Origin of the sequence: Paraclostridium sp., assembly GCF_051657365.1 — a bacterium.
Taxonomy (GTDB): domain Bacteria; phylum Bacillota; class Clostridia; order Peptostreptococcales; family Peptostreptococcaceae; genus Paraclostridium.
Genome location: NZ_JBOFKN010000010.1, coordinates 1 through 18,632, shown reverse-complemented (window position 1 = coordinate 18,632; position 18,632 = coordinate 1). Strand labels below are relative to the sequence as shown.

The 18,632-nt window shown below is 27.5% G+C and carries 17 protein-coding genes; 15 read left to right on the top strand and 2 right to left on the bottom strand.

What is annotated here, in order from left to right:
• Nucleotides 1-123: 123 nt before the first annotated feature.
• From ACRCYC_RS00355 to clpX, 8 genes are all read left to right on the top strand, one after another.
• Nucleotides 124-1,059, top strand: coding sequence for a phosphoglycerate dehydrogenase (locus tag ACRCYC_RS00355; RefSeq protein ID WP_438617207.1), 936 nt, complete (start codon nucleotides 124-126; stop codon nucleotides 1,057-1,059).
• 121 nt (nucleotides 1,060-1,180) lie between these two features.
• Entirely contained in the window at nucleotides 1,181-3,202 is a 2,022-nt protein-coding gene (ligA, locus tag ACRCYC_RS00350; RefSeq protein WP_438617206.1) for an NAD-dependent DNA ligase LigA, read from the top strand.
• A gap of 150 nt (nucleotides 3,203-3,352) precedes the next feature.
• Nucleotides 3,353-4,702 carry a ribonuclease PH gene (gene rph / locus ACRCYC_RS00345; RefSeq protein ID WP_438617205.1) on the top strand — a complete coding sequence of 450 codons (1,350 nt, stop codon included), beginning with the start codon at nucleotides 3,353-3,355 and terminating at the stop codon, nucleotides 4,700-4,702.
• Nucleotides 4,702-5,172 carry a metallophosphoesterase family protein gene (locus ACRCYC_RS00340; protein ID WP_438617204.1) on the top strand — a complete coding sequence of 157 codons (471 nt, stop codon included), beginning with the start codon at nucleotides 4,702-4,704 and terminating at the stop codon, nucleotides 5,170-5,172. The genes rph and ACRCYC_RS00340 overlap by 1 nt, the downstream gene beginning before the upstream one ends.
• 20 nt (nucleotides 5,173-5,192) lie before the next feature.
• On the top strand, nucleotides 5,193-5,714 hold the full coding sequence (locus ACRCYC_RS00335; protein WP_438617203.1) for a DUF2179 domain-containing protein: 522 nt from the start codon (nucleotides 5,193-5,195) through the stop codon (nucleotides 5,712-5,714).
• Nucleotides 5,715-5,856: 142 nt separating this feature from the next.
• Complete coding sequence (tig, locus tag ACRCYC_RS00330) at nucleotides 5,857-7,143, top strand: trigger factor (protein ID WP_438617201.1); 1,287 nt, start codon at nucleotides 5,857-5,859, stop codon at nucleotides 7,141-7,143.
• 83 nt (nucleotides 7,144-7,226) lie between these two features.
• Nucleotides 7,227-7,811 (top strand): ATP-dependent Clp endopeptidase proteolytic subunit ClpP, encoded by a 585-nt coding sequence (gene clpP, locus ACRCYC_RS00325; protein WP_438617200.1) that lies wholly within the window; start codon nucleotides 7,227-7,229, stop codon nucleotides 7,809-7,811.
• Nucleotides 7,812-7,828: 17 nt separating this feature from the next.
• The gene (gene clpX / locus ACRCYC_RS00320) at nucleotides 7,829-9,079 is read left to right on the top strand and encodes an ATP-dependent Clp protease ATP-binding subunit ClpX (RefSeq protein WP_438617198.1); all 1,251 of its coding nucleotides are present in this window, start codon (nucleotides 7,829-7,831) and stop codon (nucleotides 9,077-9,079) included.
• A 38-nt stretch (nucleotides 9,080-9,117) separates the two neighbouring features.
• Here clpX and ACRCYC_RS00315 read toward each other — a convergent pair whose 3' ends face one another.
• Together ACRCYC_RS00315 and ACRCYC_RS00310 are read right to left on the bottom strand one after the other, a co-directional pair.
• Nucleotides 9,118-9,648: a chromate transporter gene (locus ACRCYC_RS00315; protein ID WP_438617196.1), complete on the bottom strand. Its 531-nt coding sequence runs from the start codon at nucleotides 9,646-9,648 to the stop codon at nucleotides 9,118-9,120.
• Nucleotides 9,633-10,148, bottom strand: a complete 516-nt coding sequence (locus ACRCYC_RS00310) for a chromate transporter (RefSeq protein ID WP_438617195.1) — start codon at nucleotides 10,146-10,148, stop codon at nucleotides 9,633-9,635. The genes ACRCYC_RS00315 and ACRCYC_RS00310 overlap by 16 nt, the downstream gene beginning before the upstream one ends.
• A gap of 168 nt (nucleotides 10,149-10,316) precedes the next feature.
• Here ACRCYC_RS00310 and lon point away from each other — a divergent pair, with 168 nt between their 5' ends.
• The 7 genes from lon to ACRCYC_RS00275 all read left to right on the top strand — a co-directional run bounded on the left by lon (nucleotide 10,317) and on the right by ACRCYC_RS00275 (nucleotide 18,543).
• Nucleotides 10,317-12,674: an endopeptidase La gene (gene lon / locus ACRCYC_RS00305; protein ID WP_438617194.1), complete on the top strand. Its 2,358-nt coding sequence runs from the start codon at nucleotides 10,317-10,319 to the stop codon at nucleotides 12,672-12,674.
• Nucleotides 12,664-13,275 carry a ribosome biogenesis GTP-binding protein YihA/YsxC gene (gene yihA, locus ACRCYC_RS00300; protein WP_438617193.1) on the top strand — a complete coding sequence of 204 codons (612 nt, stop codon included), beginning with the start codon at nucleotides 12,664-12,666 and terminating at the stop codon, nucleotides 13,273-13,275. The genes lon and yihA overlap by 11 nt, the downstream gene beginning before the upstream one ends.
• 127 nt (nucleotides 13,276-13,402) lie before the next feature.
• Nucleotides 13,403-14,485, top strand: a complete 1,083-nt coding sequence (locus ACRCYC_RS00295) for an ATP-binding protein (RefSeq protein ID WP_438617192.1) — start codon at nucleotides 13,403-13,405, stop codon at nucleotides 14,483-14,485.
• 317 nt (nucleotides 14,486-14,802) lie between these two features.
• Entirely contained in the window at nucleotides 14,803-16,203 is a 1,401-nt protein-coding gene (locus tag ACRCYC_RS00290; RefSeq protein WP_438617238.1) for a GspE/PulE family protein, read from the top strand.
• A gap of 4 nt (nucleotides 16,204-16,207) precedes the next feature.
• On the top strand, nucleotides 16,208-17,392 hold the full coding sequence (locus ACRCYC_RS00285; RefSeq protein WP_438617191.1) for a type II secretion system F family protein: 1,185 nt from the start codon (nucleotides 16,208-16,210) through the stop codon (nucleotides 17,390-17,392).
• A gap of 30 nt (nucleotides 17,393-17,422) precedes the next feature.
• Entirely contained in the window at nucleotides 17,423-17,788 is a 366-nt protein-coding gene (locus tag ACRCYC_RS00280) for a pilus assembly FimT family protein (protein WP_438617190.1), read from the top strand.
• Nucleotides 17,789-17,943: 155 nt separating this feature from the next.
• A complete protein-coding gene (locus tag ACRCYC_RS00275) occupies nucleotides 17,944-18,543 on the top strand; it encodes a hypothetical protein (protein ID WP_438617189.1) in 600 nt (199 codons plus the stop codon).
• Nucleotides 18,544-18,632 lie beyond the last annotated feature (89 nt).

Here is an 18,632-nt window from a genome sequence, read left to right as displayed (position 1 = left end):
TGACATAATCTAAATAGTGTATTTATATTAAATAGATTGAAGTCCTTTAATTAATAAAATTAGAGGACTTTTATTTTTATGTATAAAATATAATATAACGATAAAAGCATGGGAGGGATTAATATGAAATTACTAGTTACTAATAAATATAGTGAAGATGAAATAAAAAAAATAGAAGGTTTAGGATATGAAGTTATATATATGAAAGAATCAAAAGCTAGTTTTAATGAATATATAAAAGATGTAGAAATTATAGTTGGATATAATCCATTTAAAACACTAGATATATCAATGTTAAACAAATTAAAGTACATTCAATTGAGTAGTGTTGGTATAGATCAGATTCCCAAAAATGAAGTTATTAAAAATAATATAATTGTATGTAATAACAAAGGAAATTATAGTATTCCTATGGCAGAATATATTGTTATGTACATACTAAACACATATAAAAATACTAAAAATACATATGAGAATCAAAAAAATAAAAACTGGAAATTAGATATACAATTAGAAGAATTAACTAATAAAAAAATAGGATTTATAGGGACAGGTACAATAGCTAAGAATTCAGCTGAAAGACTATCTCCATTTGGATTGGAAATTTATGGGGTGAACACGGATGGAAGGTGTATAAAATATTTTGATAAATGTGTAGCTATGGATGATATAGATGATATTTTTAGAGATTGTGATATCGTAGTTGTTACAGTACCATCTACTGAACTTACTATTGGAATGGTAAATAAATCCAAACTTAATCTGATGAAAGAAGGTTCAGTATTTATAAATGTTGGAAGAGGAAATATAGTGAATGAAATAGATTTAATAAATTGTATTGGTAAATTCAAAGGAGTTTGTTTAGATGTTTTTGAAAATGAGCCATTAAGTATAGAAAGTGATTTGTGGGATTTTGACAATGTAACTATAACTCCGCACAACTCATGGATATCAAATAAAAATAGAGAAAGAACCTTTAATTGTATTTATGAAAATTTAAAAAGGTATAAGGACAACAAACAACTTGAAAATATTGTAAATATTAAAAAAGGATATTAAAGCTAGACATATAGTTTAAAAAATAAATTATGGTATACTTAAGATAGCACTTATATATTAAGTTAATATGAATAAAAATGGCAATAATATTATATATGGATTTTAAAAAAGAGGTGACAAAATGGATACTAAAGATAGAATAAATGAACTGATAGATTTAATAAATTATCATAATAATAGATATTATAATGACGATGCACCAGAGATATCAGATTTTGAGTACGATAAGTTAATGAAAGAACTTATAAAATTAGAAGAAGAGAATCCAAAACTTAAAAAAATTGATTCTCCAAGTATTAGAGTAGGTGGAAAGCCTTTGGATAAATTTAATCAAGTAACTCACAAAGTTCCTATGCTTAGTTTATCAAATGCATATTCATCACAAGATTTAAAGGATTTTGATAAAAGAGTTAGAGACTCTATAGATGGAAATATAGAATATGTAGTTGAATTTAAAATAGATGGTCTATCTGTTGGATTAACATATAAAAATGGTGTTTTTGAAAAAGGAGCTACTAGAGGAAATGGAGTTATAGGAGAAGATATAACTCAAAATTTGAAAACTGTAAAGACGATTCCTTTAAAAATAAGTGATAAAGAAGATATTATTGTAAGAGGAGAAGTGTATATATCAAAAGATAACTTTGATAACATAAATAAAATTCAAGAAGAACAAGGTCTTCAATTATTTGCTAACCCAAGGAATTTAGCAGCAGGAACTTTAAGACAATTAGACTCTAAATTAACAGCAAAAAGACCTTTAGATATATTTATATTTAATTTAGAATACATACAAAATTCAAAAATAAAAACTCATAGCGAATCACTAGAATATCTAAGTGAATTAGGATTTAAAGTAAGTCCTAGTTATAAGGTATGTAAGTCGATAGAAGACGTTATTGAACATATAGAATATTGGACTATAAATAGATCTGATCTTTCATTTGAAATAGATGGAATGGTTATTAAAGTAAATAACTTAGATCAAAGAGATAGCATGGGATATACAGCAAAAAGTCCAAGATGGGCTATTGCGTATAAATTCCCAGCAGAACAGAAAAAGACTAAATTAGTAGATATTATTGTTGAAGTAGGAAGAACAGGTACTATAACTCCAACTGCTGAGTTAGAGCCAGTTAGATTGGCAGGAACTGTAGTTTCTCGTGCAACTTTACATAATGAAGATTATATAAATGAAAAAGATATAAGAATAGGTGACACAGTTTTAGTTCAAAAAGCAGGAGATATAATACCTCAGGTAGTAGAGGTTATAAAAGAAGATCGTACCGGAGAAGAGATTAAGTTTAATTTACCAACTAAGTGTCCTGTATGTTCAGAGCCAACAGTTAGATTAGAAGGAGAGGCAGCTGTTAAGTGCATAAATATGAGTTGTCCGGCGCAGATAAGAAGAGGTATAATCCATTTTGTATCTAGAGATGCTATGAATATAGATGGGCTAGGAGAATCTATAATTAGTTTATTACTTGATAATAATATAATAAAAGATGTAGCAGACTTATATTATATTAAAAAAGAAGACGTTATTAACTTGGAAAGAATGGGAGAAAAATCAGCTACAAATTTAATAAATGCAATTGAACAATCTAAACAAAATGATTTATATAGGCTTATAAATGGGCTAGGAATTAAATATATAGGAGTAAAAGGGGCTAAAGTATTAGCTAAAAGCTTTAATAATATAGACGAGATAATAAACGCAAGTATAGATGATTTAATAAATTTAGAAGAATTTGGGGAAATAATGGCTAATAGCGTTATTCAATTTTTAAAAGAAGATAAAAATATAAATGTTATTAATAAGCTAAAAGAAGCTGGAGTAAATATTGAGTCTATCAATTCTGTTGATAATGATATAGTTAAAATATTTGAAAAAATGAAAATTGTATTAACAGGAACTCTTCCTACATTAAAAAGAAATGATGCAAAGGAAATGATAGAATCAAGGGGTGGTAAAGCTACATCAAGTGTAAGTAAGTCAACTACATTTGTATTAGCTGGAGAAGAAGCTGGATCAAAGCTTACAAAAGCTAATGAATTAGGTATAACTGTAGTAGATGAAGAGAAGTTTTTAGATATGTTGAAATTAAATACAAAAGAAGAAGTTGAAAACATGATAAAGTAAGAATTATCGGGGAAATTATCTTAATAAATTACTACTAATTAGTATGAAATGATGCTAATATATTATAGTAAATATATTGATAAAATAATGGTTCAGATAAGCATCATAACCTGAATTTGATATAAAAAATGTTTAAGTGAGGTAATGTATATGACAAGAATTGATAATAGAAGTAATGACCAAATAAGACCAGTTAAAATTACTAGAAATTTTACTAGATACGCAGAAGGTTCTGTACTAATAGAAATGGGAGAAACGAAAGTTATATGTACAGCATCTATAGAAGATAAAGTACCTCCATTTTTAAGAAACAGTGGAACAGGTTGGATAAATGCAGAGTATTCTATGTTACCAAGATCTACACACCAAAGAAAGATAAGAGAATCATCAAGAGGTAAAGTTGATGGAAGAACTCAAGAAATACAAAGATTAATAGGAAGAGCTATAAGATCTGTAATAGATTTATCTAAAATAGGAGAAAGAACTATATGGATAGACTGTGATGTTATTCAAGCAGATGGAGGAACAAGAACGGCATCTATAACAGGTGCATTTGTTGCAGTTGCAGATGCTTTATATTCTTTATATGAAAGAAAACAAATAAAAACATTACCTATAAGAAACTTTGTATCAGCTATAAGTGTAGGAATAGTAAATGGAGAACATATATTAGATTTATGTTATGAAGAAGATTCTAATGCACATGTAGATATGAATGTAATAATGACGGATAAAGGTGAATTTGTAGAAGTACAAGGAACTGGAGAAGAATCACCATTCAGTAGAACTGATTTAAATGCACTACTTGAATTAGGTGAAAAAGGAAATAAAGAACTTATAAAAGTTCAACGAAAAGCATTAGACAAAATAGCTATTGAAGTTTTGGGAGAAGAAGAACCAAGTGAAGTTGTTATAGCTACAAATAATGCTCATAAACTAGAAGAAATATCAGCTATATTGACAGATTTTAATTGCGATGTATATTCGCTTAAAGATGTTGATTTAGCAGGAATAGAAATTATAGAAGATGGTCATACATTTGAACATAATGCACTAATAAAAGCAAGAACAATAGCAAAAGCTACAAATATGGTAGCAATAGCTGATGATTCAGGTCTTGAAGTTGATGCATTGGGTAAAAAACCTGGAGTTTACTCTGCTAGATATGCTGGAGAAAATGCAACAGATGAGCAAAATAGAGAAAAACTTATAAAAGCTATGAAAAATATACCTACTAGTCAAAGAACAGGAAGATTTGTATCAGCAATTGCTGTAGTATTCCCTAGCGGTAAAGAGTTTGTTGTAAGAGGAACATGTGAAGGTATGATTGGATTTGAAGAAAAAGGAAATAATGGATTTGGATATGATCCGTTATTTATAGTAGATAATTACAACAAAACATTTGGAGAATTACCTAGTTCAGTAAAAAATTCTATAAGTCACAGAGCTAACTCTTTAAAACTTATGAAAGAAGAATTTGATAAAAGGATATCAAAATAATGAAAATAGGGGTAATAAGCGATACACATAGGATGAATAGATTTATTGATAAAACAATACCGTATTTAAAAGAATGTGATTTGATAATACATGCGGGAGATAATGTGATAGATTCTAAATATATTCATAAAATGACTAATGTAGGCGTTATGGCAGTTAGGGGAAACTGCGATTTTGAAAATATAGAAGAAGAACTTGAATTTGAAATTGAAAATAAAAATATATTTGTATGTCATGGAGATAGATATGGAGTCAAATACGATCTATGTCAGTTACAAAAAAAAGCTAAAGATATTGCTGCAGATATTGTAGTTTTTGGGCATACGCATACACCGTTGATAAAAGAAAAAGATAATATATTGTATATAAATCCAGGAAGTGTTTCACTTCCAAGAGGTGTAGATTATAGAAGTTTTATTATATTAGACATAGTTGGCGACAATATGAGTATTGATGAAATAAGGATATAATGTATTGGGGGGATATTTAGATGGAATTTGTTTTGGGGTACTTACTCATATTTATGGCTAAATGTGCAGATGTTACATTAGCAACAGTTAGAACTATATTTGTAGTAAAAGGAAAGAAAAAGCTTGCATTTTGCGTTGGATTTTTAGAAATTTTAATATATTTATTTGCGATGGACAAAGTATTAGGTGATATGGGTGACACTATAAAAGTAATTTCCTATGCACTTGGGTTTGCAACTGGAAATGTAGTAGGAATCGCTCTAGAAGAAAAACTAGCAATTGGACTTATAACAGCTCAAATATTTACAGGAGAAGATGTAGATGATTTTGCAGATTATTTAAGACAAAATGGTTTTGGAGTTACAGTTATAGAAGGAAGAGGAAGAGAAGGTATAAAGTATATATTACAAGTTGTACTAGATAGAAAGTATCTTCCAAAATTCCAAAATACTATAAATGAGTATGATTCGAGGGCATTTGTAGCAGTATCTGATATAAAGAATGTTAGAGGTGGATATTTCGGTCGAAATACCATGAAATAAGGCATTTTTCATAGTTACTTCATATTCATGGAATACTTGTAAATAAAAAAAAGAATGTGTTATAATAAAATAGTAAAATTATAGTAACGAAATCTATTATACTATATATAAAGAATACATAATCAATAGGAGGATTAAAATAATGAAAGCAGAATTACTTAAGAGAGAAGGTAACAAAGTTACTTTTAAAATAACAGTTGATAATGATAAATTTGAAGGTGCAGTAACAAAAGCTTACAACACAAACAAAGGTAAATTTAATATACCAGGATTCAGAAAAGGTAAAGCACCTAAGCAAATAATAGAATCTCAATATGGAAAAGGCGTATTCTACAACGATGCTATAGATATGTTATTCCCAGAAATATACCCAACAGCTTTAGATCAATTAAACATAGATCCAATAGATAGACCTGACTTAGATATAGAAGAAATAAGCAAAGACAATGGTTTAGTTATGGTTGTTAATGTAGAAGTTAAACCAGAGGTTAATCTTGGAGAGTACAAAGGTATAGAAATAGCAAAACCTGATTATACTGTAAATGAAGAAGAAGTAACTGTAAAATTAGATGAAATGAGAAATAAAGCTTCAAGATTAGTAGATGTTGAAGGAAGAGCTATAGAAAATGGAGATACTGCAGTTATAGACTTCGAAGGATTTGTAGATGGAGTTGCTTTTGAAGGTGGAAAAGGAGACGACTATAGCTTAGTTATAGGATCAAACACATTCATACCAGGATTTGAAGAGCAATTAGTAGGTAAAAACAAAGGTGAAGAAGTTGAAGTAACAGTTGAGTTCCCAGCTGAATACCATGCTGAAAATTTAGCAGGAAAGCCAGCTACTTTCAAAGTTGCTATAAAAAATGTACAAAAACAAGAATTACCAGAATTAAATGATGAATTTGCAGCGGATACAACAGAGTTTAACACATTAGAAGAATTAAAGAATGATTTAAAAACTAAAGTAGAAGAAGAAGCTAAAAATAGAGCAGAAGCTGAAATGAGAAATTCTTTAGTTGAAAAAATATCTGAAGGTACTGAGTTAGAAGTTCCAACTGCAATGGTTGAAACTCAAATAGATAATATGTTAATGGAACTTAACTATCAATTACAATACCAAGGATTACAATTAGAGCAATTATTACAAATGACTGGAAGATCAATAGAAGAATTAAGAGATGAAAAAAGAGAAGAAGCTACTAAATTAGTTAAATCATCTTTAATATTAGAAGCTATATCTAATGTTGAAAATGTAGAAGTTGCAGAAGAAGAAGTTGAAGCAGAAATTGCTAAAATGGCTAAAATGTACAATATGGAAGTTGAAAAAATAAAATCATCAATGAGACCAACTGATTTAGAAGATATAAAAGGTCAATTAAAAATGAGAAAAACAATAGATTTATTAGTTGATAGTGCTAAATTAGTTTAATCATTATAAATATATTTTATACAGTAGCTGTAACAGCTACTGTAAACTATATATATAGATAATTATGATAGGGGGTATAATCCATGGCATTAGTACCTGTAGTAGTAGAACAAACAGGAAGAGGAGAAAGATCTTACGATATATATTCAAAACTTCTAAAAGATAGAATAATATTTTTAGGTGATGAAGTAAACGATGTTACAGCAGGGCTTGTAGTAGCTCAATTATTATTTCTAGAAGCAGAAGATCCAGATAAGGATATACATTTATATATAAATTCTCCAGGAGGAAGTATAACAGCTGGAATGGCTATATATGATACTATGCAATATATCAAACCAGATGTTTCTACAATATGTATAGGAATGGCTGCATCTATGGGAGCATTTTTATTAGCAGCAGGAGAAAAAGGAAAAAGATTCGCACTTCCAAATAGTGAAGTAATGATACATCAACCACTAGGTGGAACTAGAGGTCAAGCAACAGATATAGAGATACATGCAAAGAGAATAGTTAATATGAAAAACAAATTAAATTCTATATTAGCTGAAAGAACAGGTCAGCCTATAGAGAAAATTCAAGTGGATACTGAACGTGATAACTTCATGAGTTCTAATGAAGCTATGGAATATGGCTTAATAGATGAAGTAATTACTAAAAGACCGTAGATAAGAGAGGTGTTAATATGTCAAAGTATGAAGAAAAAAGACAATTAAAATGTTCATTCTGCGGTAAAAATCAGGAGCAAGTTAGAAGACTTATTGCAGGTCCAAATGTATATATATGTGATGAATGTGTTGAATTATGTGATGAGATAATTCAAGAGGAAGTGGAAGAGACTACAGAAGAGGAGTCTACAAACTTACCTAAACCAAAAGAAATGATGAATACTCTTAATGATTATGTAATAGGACAAGAAAAAGCTAAAAAAGCTTTATCTGTAGCAGTATACAATCATTATAAAAGAATTTATGGAAAAAACAAAGGAACTAATAAAGATGTTGAAATACAAAAAAGTAATATATTATTATTAGGACCTACTGGATCAGGAAAAACACTTCTTGCTCAAACATTAGCGAAAACGTTAAATGTACCATTTGCAATGGCAGATGCTACTTCTTTAACTGAAGCTGGATATGTTGGAGAGGATGTTGAAAATATATTATTAAAACTTATACAATCAGCTGATTTTGATATAGAAAAAGCTGAAAGAGGAATAATATACATAGATGAGATCGATAAAATAGCAAGAAAATCAGAAAACCCATCTATAACAAGAGATGTAAGTGGTGAAGGTGTTCAGCAAGCGCTACTTAAAATATTAGAGGGTACTGTAGCTAATGTTCCACCTCAAGGAGGAAGAAAACATCCTCATCAAGAATTCTTAAAATTAGATACTACTAATATTTTATTCATATTAGGAGGAGCTTTTGATGGAATAGAAAAAATAATTCAAAGAAGAGGCGGCGAAAAGACTCTAGGATTTGGAGCTAAAATTGAAAGTAAAAAAGATGTAGATCTTGGGAAAATATACTCTCAAGTTCAAACTGAAGATTTACTTAAATTTGGTATAATACCAGAGTTTATAGGTAGAATACCTGTAGTTGCAACTTTAGAATTGTTAGATGAAGATGCATTAATCAGTATATTGAAAGAGCCTAAAAATTCTTTAGTAAAACAATTCCAAAAACTTTTTGAGTTAGATGGAGTTCAACTTGAATTTGAAGATGCTGCACTTAGAGCAATAGCTAAAAAAGCTATTGAAAGAAATACTGGAGCTAGAGGATTAAGAAGTATTGTTGAGAATATAATGATGGATATTATGTATGAAATACCATCTAGAGATGATATAAAGAAAATAATACTAACAGAAGAATCTGTAAAAGAGGAAGCTGAACCGGTGGTTGTTTTAAAAGGTGAAGAAGAAAGTGCATAGAAAAAGGAGCTTAATAGCTCCTTTTTGATTTTAAAAATTTATTTGAAAAAAGATAAGATTATCCCTATGCATCCGTATATGAATACAGCAGATATAGATCCTATTTTTTTAGTATATAAAAGGTAAAATGCAGATATAAATGCTATTATCTCATATAAACCCCAGCTAATATCAGTAGCTGAAGAAAATACGGCCGCTAATATAAATCCTAGGGTTATTGGCTGTAAAACAGAAAGTACTTTTTCTACTTTTTTACTTTCTTTAAACTTATCAAATAGTTTTGCTATTATAGTAAGACCTATTACAGAAAAAATTATAACACCTATACTTGAAGCCAAAGATCCCAAAAAACCAGATATTTTATAACCTATAAAAGTAGCACTATTTATTGCTATAGGACCGGGTGTAGACTGTGAAAGAGCTAACAAATCTAAAAATTCTTTATTAGAGATAAATTTATATTTATCAATAAATTCCTGTTGAATAAAAGGAAGCATAGCATAGCCACCACCAAAGCTAAAGCTACCTATTTTAAAAAATGTTAGGAAGAGCATTAAGATTTTTGACATAAAGCAAAAACACCTCCTAATATTATTAAATATATTGGACTTATATTAAGTACACCGATACAAAAGAATGATATAATTAAAAATGATATATTTTTCTTAGATTTGGGTAATTTATTAAACATATTTACAAATGAATAAAGTATTAGTGCAATAACAACAGGACTTACACCATAAAAAAAGCCATTTAAAATATTAGAGCCTTGGTTATTAAAATAAAAATATGATAATATTATTACTATACAAAAAGATGGAAGTATAGATCCAAGTGTACAGATTAATACACCTGGTATTTTATATAACCTATAACCTAGTAATATAGATATATTTGCAGCTAAAACACCGGGATAACTTTGAGCTATAGATAGGTAATCGATAAACTCTTGAGTAGTTAGTAACTTTTGCTTATTAACGAGTTCATCTTCTATAAGGGGTACCATGGCATAGCCGCCACCAAAGGTAAAGGCACCTATTTTAAAAAACGTAAAAAAAAGTTTAAGCATAGGATCCTCCGTATTTTAAATTTAGTATACAAGCAATAATATTATAACATAATAGGAATAAATGAATTATAATGATTAAGAAATATCTAATATTATTGAAAATTCAATTATGTAAATATATAATAAATAAAGTGACACAATCTAGCATTTGGAAGGAGTGATGTTAGTATGGATAAAAACTACACTAAAATCGAACGTGAATTACCGTTAATTCCTCTAAGAGGATTAGCTATTTTCCCATATATGATATTAAGCTTTGATGTAGGCAGAGAAATTTCTTTAAAGGCAATAGATGAGGCTATGGCTGATGATGAGATGGTATTTTTAACAGCTCAGAAAGATTCATCTATAGATACACCTACAGAAGATGATTACTATCACACAGGGACTATATGTAAAGTTAAACAACTAGTAAAATTACCAGGAGAAGGGGTTAGAGTATTAGTTGAAGGAATATCTAGAGGAATAATAACTGAGTTTAAGCAAGATGAACCTTATATAAGAGTATCAGTTGAAGAAGTTGTTTATGATATTGAAAGCATAAATGAAGATAAAGAAGTGCAAGCGACAGTTAGAAATGTGTTTGATGCATTTGAAGAATATATAAACATAAGTAATAGAGTATCACCAGAAATACTTATAAACTTAGCTGAAATGGACAATGAAGATAGATTTATAGATACTATAGCAGCTAATATGTTCTTAAAACCAGAGCAAAAACAATCTATATTAGATGAGTTTAATATTCAAGCTAGATTAGAATTAATATTAAAAACATTATTAGAAGAAATAGAATTATTAAAAATAGAAAAGAAAATTGCTTTAAAAGTAAAGAAAAGTATGAATAAAGTTCAAAAAGAGTATTATCTTAGAGAACAACTTAAAGCTATACAAAAGGAATTAGGAGAAGAAGAGGATGTAGATTCAGAAGCTGATGAATATAGAAAGCAACTTAAAAAATTAAAAGCTTCTAAAGAAACTAAAGAAAAAATATCTAAAGAAATAAATAAATTCTCTAAAATATCACCTATGGCACCTGATTCGACTGTAAGTAGAAATTATTTAGATACTATTTTCTCGCTACCTTGGAATAAAGAAAGTAAGGACAAGTTGGATATAAAAAGAGCAGAAGAAATATTAAATAATGAACACTATGGACTTGATAAAGTGAAAGAAAGAATAATAGAGTATTTAGCTATAAGACAATTATCTAATAGCTTAAAGGGACCAATATTATGTTTAGTGGGACCTCCAGGTGTTGGTAAAACATCGATAGCTAAATCAATAGCCAATTCATTAGATAGAAAATTTGTAAGAATATCATTAGGTGGAGTTAGAGATGAGGCTGAAATAAGAGGGCATAGAAGAACTTATGTAGGTTCTATACCGGGTAGAATTATAAATGGTCTTAAAGAAGCTAAAACTAAAAATCCTGTATTCTTATTAGATGAAATAGATAAAATGGCATCAGATTTTAAAGGTGATCCATCATCAGCTATGTTAGAAGTTTTAGATCCAGAGCAAAACAAAGACTTTGTAGATCATTATTTAGAGGTTCCTTTTGATTTATCTAAGATACTATTTGTAACTACTGCTAACACATTAAATACTATACCTAGACCATTAATGGATAGAATGGAGATTATAGAAGTATCTGGATATATAGAGGAAGAAAAATTAAATATAGCTAAAAAATATTTACTACCTAAACAAATAAAAGAACATGCTTTAAAAGAAGGTTTTGTTAAAATAGATGATGAAACTATGCTTGAAATAATAAATAGTTATACAAGAGAAGCTGGAGTAAGAGGATTAGAAAGAACTATTGGAGCTATATGTAGAAAAGCTGCTAGAAAATATGTAGAAGATGAAAGTATACAAGAAATAGTAGTTAGTAAAAATGATTTAGAAAATTATTTAGGAAAACAAAAGGTAAGACATCAAGTAGCGGGTAAAGAACCTGAAGTAGGTGTTGTTACAGGTCTTGCTTGGACAGCAGTTGGTGGAGAAACATTAACTACTGAAGTTAATGTTTTAAAAGGAAAAGGACAAATTGTTTTAACAGGGAAATTAGGAGATGTAATGAAGGAGTCTGCTCAAACGGGAATATCTTATATAAGATCTATAGCAGATAAATTTGATATAAATCCAAATTTCTATAAAGAAAATGATATACACATACATTTACCAGAAGGAGCTGTACCTAAAGATGGACCATCTGCAGGTATAACAATGGCCCTAGGAGTTATATCAGCATTAACTAATATACCTGTTAGAAATAATGTTGCTATGACAGGAGAAATAACTTTAAGAGGTAGAGTTCTTCCAGTTGGAGGAGTTAAAGAAAAATTAATTGCAGCTCATAGAGCTGGAATAACTAAGGTCTTACTTCCAGAGGAATGTGAAGCTGACTTAGATGAAATACCTCAAAAAGTTAAAGATGATATGGAGTTTGTATTAGTAAACCATATGGACCAAGTATTAGAACATGCATTAGTAAGGAATGGTGAAAAAAATGAAAATTAGAAGTGCTGAAATTACGATGAGTGCTGTTAATAAAAGTCAATATCCAGCAGAAGATATACCGGAAATAGCATTAGTTGGAAGATCTAATGTTGGAAAGTCATCAACAGTAAATACTTTATTAAATAGAAGGAATTTTGCAAGAACAAGTCAGACTCCAGGAAAGACTAGAACTATAAATTTCTATTTAATAAATCAAGAATTTTATTTTGTAGATTTACCAGGTTATGGATATGCAAAATTATCTAAGTCTGAAAAAGATAAATGGGGCGTTATAATGGAAAGATATTTACAAGAAAGAGACGAATTATGTGCAATTTGTTTACTTGTAGATATAAGACATGAGCCATCAAATGAAGATAAGATGATGTATGACTGGATAAAGCACTATGGATATGATTGTGTAATCGTTGCTACAAAAGCAGATAAGATATCTAGAGGACAATATCAAAAGCATTTTAATATTATAAGAAAAAAATTAGAATTATCAAAAGAAGATAAAATATTCCCTATATCAGCTTTAAAGAAAACAGGTGTTGAAGAGTTATGGACGGAATTAACTAGACAATACACTGAAAAAGGATATGAAATAAGAGTTGATTAATAAAAAGCAACTAAACTTAAAAAAGTTTAGTTGCTTTTTTTATTAATAATTATTGGACAAACACAAATACTATAATAGTTTAATAATTTAATACAGACCATAAAAAATACTTGGAGGGAATTGTATTATGGAAGGTAAAGTAAGAAAGATGTTTCCAGGTGGAAATACATCTAAGGGATTTAAGTCATTTTTTGATTATGTAATACCTAAAGATGTTAATATAATATATTGTATGAAAGGTGGGCCAGGAGTAGGAAAATCATCTCTTATGAAAAAGGTTGCTAAAGAAATGATAGAAAAAGGTTATGATGTAGATTTATATCCTTGTTCATCTGATCCAGAGTCTTTAGATGTTATAGTTATAAAAAAATTAGGTGTAGTTATGTTAGATGCAACAGCACCTCATATAGTAGATCCAAAAAATCCTGGAGCTATAGATGAAATTTTAGACTTAGGCAGATTTTGGAATAGGAAAGAAATAGAATTAAATAAAGATGATGTTATTAAATGTAATAAGGAAGTAAGTAGGTTCTTTAAAATAGGATTTACTTATTTTGAAGCAGCAGCACCTATAGCTTATGATATAGAATCTAAAAATTTAGATTCCATGAATTTTGGTGAAGTTAATTTAGTTACAGCAAAATTAATTGAAGATATATTTAAAAATATAGAACCTAGTAATGAATATAAAACTCCGATTCATTTATTTGGAAGTGCTTTATCTCCTTTAGGACATGTAGAATATACAGACACTATAATAGGAGATATAGGTGAAATTTATTATTTAAATGGAGATTTAGGTACTGGAAAATCTACATTGTTGAAAAAAGTTGCTGATAGGGCTATAGAAAATGGGATAGGGGTAGAAATTTTTCATGCACCACTGCTACCAGAAAAAATAGAAACAATCGTTATAAAAGATTTGGATATAGCTATAACAACTAGTTCTCTATTTAAAGAAAATAATTTTAAAGAAATAAATTTAAATATTTTTAGAGATAAAGAAAAGCATATAAAATATAAAGAAGAATTAGAATACAGTAATAAAGTTTTAGAAAAATTGGTTGATCATGGTTTACTAAATATAAAAAAAGCAAAAGAGGAACATGATAAATTAGAAAAATATTATATACCTAATATGAATTTTGATGAAGTTAATAATTTAAAAGAAATATTAGTTAATAAAATTCTAGAATATAATAAAAATTAAAAAATATTTAGTAATATAAAAAGAGCCTAGCAGGCCTTTTTATATTACTAAATTTAATTTGAAATAATTTTAAAAAACAAATTTATATAATGCTTAAGGAATAGGTAAAAACATGTATGAAGAAACCATAGATGTTAATAATTTTAGTTAGTATTATAATTAGAATATTTATAGGATATATAGGTAGAACCGATTATATTAATGAAAGCGATATAAAAAATATCTATTAAATATAAGTATTAAAGTTGTTAGGGATATAAAGTTACTTGAATAGATATTGAAAATAAATTTAATTATACAAAAGGAGAGTAGATAATATTTTAGTATTAGATAGTAAAGCACCACTTATGATACAAAAAAAACTAGCTATAAAATATAATGCAATACCAATAGATATTTCTAATGAAAACTTGATAATAGCTATCGCTAGTGAAAATTTATATGCAGTAGAAGATTTCAAATTGGCAACAGGAAAGAATATAATTTTGGAAATAAAAGATGAAAAAGATATAAATAAAAGCATTGAAAAGCACTACTCAAAAGTAAATGTTAATGATGAAAAATATTCTAAGTCTATATTGGATGAGATATTAAAGAAAGCATTGGATTTTAACTCAAGTGATATACATATTGAACCATTTGAAAAAAATTTAAAGATAAGAATGAGGATAGATGGTTATTTAAAAGAAATATACAATTATCCTATTGATTTACACCTGCAATTGGTTACAGTTATAAAGTTATTAGCAGGAATTGATATAGCTGAAAAAAGGTTACCTCAAGATGGAAGAATAGATAAATATATAAATGGAAATATCATAGACCTTAGAATATCTACTATACCTACTATAAATGGAGAAAAAGCTGTAATTAGATTGTTAAATAGAGATAAGTTTTTGAGGGATAAAAAAGAAATTGGATTTTCACAAATTGCTATAAATAAAATTAATAATATGATACAAAATATGAGTGGAATTTTACTTATAACAGGACCTACAGGGAGTGGTAAAACAACTACATTATATTCTATATTAAATGATTTTAAATATATGGATAAAAATATAGTTACTATAGAAGATCCTGTAGAATACAAAATAGATGGAATAAATCAAATACCATTAAATACTAAAATAGGATTAGATTTTGCAAATGGGCTTAGATCTATTTTAAGACAAGATCCCGACATAATTATGGTTGGAGAAATTAGGGACGTAGAAACTGCAAAAATAGCAATGAGAGCAGCAGCTACAGGACATTTTGTTATAAGTACTATGCACACTAATAATGCTGTAGAAGCTATAAATAGACTTTTAGATATGGAAATACCTAGGTATCTAATATCATCATGCTTAAAAGGTATAATTTCTCAAAGATTAGTAAGAAGAGTATGTAATTATTGCAGTATAGAAACTACTATAGATGAAAAATTTGCAGATAGTATAAATTTAGAAAAAGATATTAAAGTGAAATTAGAAAAAGGATGTAAAAATTGTAGCAATACCGGATATACAGGGAGGATTGCTTTAAATGAAATTGTAGAAATAAATAAAAAAATAAGACAGGCTATAATTGAATGTAAAAATATAGAAGAAATTTATAATATTTCTAAGTGTAACAATATGATTACATTTGAGGATAGTTGTACATACTTACTAAGGGAAAAAATAACTACGGTAAATGAATGTTTATCTATAGATTTTCTTAGGGAGGTAAAATAATTGGATGGCATTATATGAATGTGTGTTATATGACAAAGAAGGAAATAGAAAAAACATTAAATTAGAATTTGATTCAGAAAAAGACCTAAATTCTTATGCTATACAAAATGAATTTAAGATAGCAAATACAAAAGTTTTAAAAGAAAAAAGAAGAAATCGTATTAAAAATAAGGAACTATCAATTATATGTAATCAAATGGGAATGTTACTTGGTTCTGGATGTGAGATTACTAAATCATTAAATACAATTCAATCAAATTGCAGTTATAAATTAAAATCAATTCTAAAAAAAATAAATCACAATTTACAAAAAGGAAATTCAATTTCAGAATCATTTCAAGATACACATATGTTTTCAAATTTCTTTGTACATATGATAAAAGCAGGAGAAATAAGTGGTAAATTAGATGAAATACTTATGAGTTTGTCAATTTATTATAAAAAAGAATATGAATTTAGAAATAAGTTATTAACATCAATGATATATCCTGTGGTGTTGGTAGTTGTATGTATTTTTGTAATTTTATTTATGTTAGTATATGCTGTTCCAAACTTTCAGCAATCATTTATTGGAAATGAAGGTAATTTGCCATCAAGCACAAAAATTTTAATAATAGTATCTAATGTTCTTAGAAACCATTATAAAATGATGATTTTTATAAATATGATTTTAAGTGGAATAATCTATAGATTAGTATCAAAGTCTGACAAATTAAAGTATTATTTTCATGAAAAAATATTTAAATTCAAATATACAAAAAATATTGTACAGACTATAGAAATTACTAAATTTACTAGGTGTTTTTATATATTGATAAGTAGTGGGATACAAATTGTTAATGCATTAGAAATTTCATCTAATGTAATAAAAAACAGATATATATATCAAAGATTAAATATATCGAAATCTACTATACAAAAAGGGTATAGTATAAAAGATTCACTGGAACTGTCAGGGGTTTTTCCTGAGGTAGTGATAGCTATGATTGAAGTAGGCGAAGAAAGCGGTAACATTGAAGGGTGTCTATATAATGTAATTACTAATTATGATAATGATTTAGAGAATTTTGTAAATAAAATTGTTAAATTAATTGAACCAATTATCGTAACCATTATGGGTATTTTAATAGGAATTATAATTATATCTATAATGATTCCTATATTTGATGCTTTAACTTCGTTTCAATAATATTATAAAAAATAACAAGGAGTGAATTAAATGAACAAAGTTAGAAAAAAGTCTATGAAAAAAAGAAGAGGATTTACGCTTATAGAGTTAGTAATAGTGGTTGGAATATTAGGAGTTTTATCAAGTATAGCTTTAGTTAGATTTTCAGATGTAGGAGCAAATAGTAAAGTGAATGCAGATTATGTAACTGCTAATAATATAGCAACTGCAGCGAAATTAGCTTTAAATAGTAGTGTAGATGAAAAAACGATAAAAGTATCATATTTAGTTGAAAATAAATATTTAGAAAGTGAGCCTAAAGCACAAAGTGAGATTAATAAAAGCTTTGAAGTTTATGTAGATTCAGGAGATGTAGTAGTTAAATTAGGTGAAGATCCTTTTTATCCTAAGGAATAATTATAATTAAATATGGTATTTAAGGGGGTTATATTATAGGATTAATAACAATAGAAATAGAAGATGATTTAATAAAATTAGCTTTAATAGAAAATTATTTTGGAAAGTTAAATATAAGGTTAACGAAAAAAATAGAATGTGAAGACATATCTCATATGGGTACTTTTACAAATATTGAAAAGGTAAGTAAACTTATAAAAAATGAGATAAGTAGTATTAAGATACCATTTAGAAAAATAGCGTATACGGTACAAAATGAACATATAATAAATCGAAATATAAAAATAATAAACACAAATCATAATGAAGATGTGAAAGGCTTAATAAAGCATGAATTAATTCAATACATGCCAATTAACATAGAAGACTATATATTAAAGTATAAACTGATGGATATAGAAAATGATAAAGTTAATACGCAAGTTATTTTAATGCCTAAAGCAATAGCTCAAAATTATAGAGAATTATCAGCATCATTAAAAGTAAAACCTACAAAGTTAGGTGTTACTTTTAATGTCTTACAAACACTAATAGATAAAAATTTGCTTTTAATAAGTGATGATACAAATACAATATTAGATATTAAGAAAAGTACAACAAATATAAATATAATAAAAAAAAATAAAATACTTAGTTCGCATACAGTGCAGAATGAAAATGTTTTGGAATTTATAGATAAGAATATAAACAATTTAAATAAAATATATTATTGTGGAATTAATAATCATGAATTTGTAAATTTATTAGAAAATTAAATTATAATGAGTAAATTATCATTAAATAATATAATTGATTTTAAATTTAATAACTTAAATGATTTCATTGGTAATATAGGGTTGGTATA

Bases quoted from the DNA above. Each gene is read 5' to 3' on its own strand.
- ACRCYC_RS00355 (WP_438617207.1), top strand. From the start codon at position 124: ATGAAATTACTAGTTACTAATAAATATAGTGAAGATGAAATAAAAAAA.
- ligA (WP_438617206.1), top strand. From the start codon at position 1,181: ATGGATACTAAAGATAGAATAAATGAACTGATAGATTTAATAAATTAT.
- rph (WP_438617205.1), top strand. From the start codon at position 3,353: ATGACAAGAATTGATAATAGAAGTAATGACCAAATAAGACCAGTTAAA.
- ACRCYC_RS00340 (WP_438617204.1), top strand. From the start codon at position 4,702: ATGAAAATAGGGGTAATAAGCGATACACATAGGATGAATAGATTTATT.
- ACRCYC_RS00335 (WP_438617203.1), top strand. From the start codon at position 5,193: ATGGAATTTGTTTTGGGGTACTTACTCATATTTATGGCTAAATGTGCA.
- tig (WP_438617201.1), top strand. From the start codon at position 5,857: ATGAAAGCAGAATTACTTAAGAGAGAAGGTAACAAAGTTACTTTTAAA.
- clpP (WP_438617200.1), top strand. From the start codon at position 7,227: ATGGCATTAGTACCTGTAGTAGTAGAACAAACAGGAAGAGGAGAAAGA.
- clpX (WP_438617198.1), top strand. From the start codon at position 7,829: ATGTCAAAGTATGAAGAAAAAAGACAATTAAAATGTTCATTCTGCGGT.
- ACRCYC_RS00315 (WP_438617196.1), bottom strand. From the start codon at position 9,648: ATGTCAAAAATCTTAATGCTCTTCCTAACATTTTTTAAAATAGGTAGC.
- ACRCYC_RS00310 (WP_438617195.1), bottom strand. From the start codon at position 10,148: ATGCTTAAACTTTTTTTTACGTTTTTTAAAATAGGTGCCTTTACCTTT.
- lon (WP_438617194.1), top strand. From the start codon at position 10,317: ATGGATAAAAACTACACTAAAATCGAACGTGAATTACCGTTAATTCCT.
- yihA (WP_438617193.1), top strand. From the start codon at position 12,664: ATGAAAATTAGAAGTGCTGAAATTACGATGAGTGCTGTTAATAAAAGT.
- ACRCYC_RS00295 (WP_438617192.1), top strand. From the start codon at position 13,403: ATGGAAGGTAAAGTAAGAAAGATGTTTCCAGGTGGAAATACATCTAAG.
- ACRCYC_RS00285 (WP_438617191.1), top strand. From the start codon at position 16,208: ATGGCATTATATGAATGTGTGTTATATGACAAAGAAGGAAATAGAAAA.
- ACRCYC_RS00280 (WP_438617190.1), top strand. From the start codon at position 17,423: ATGAACAAAGTTAGAAAAAAGTCTATGAAAAAAAGAAGAGGATTTACG.
- ACRCYC_RS00275 (WP_438617189.1), top strand. From the start codon at position 17,944: ATGGGTACTTTTACAAATATTGAAAAGGTAAGTAAACTTATAAAAAAT.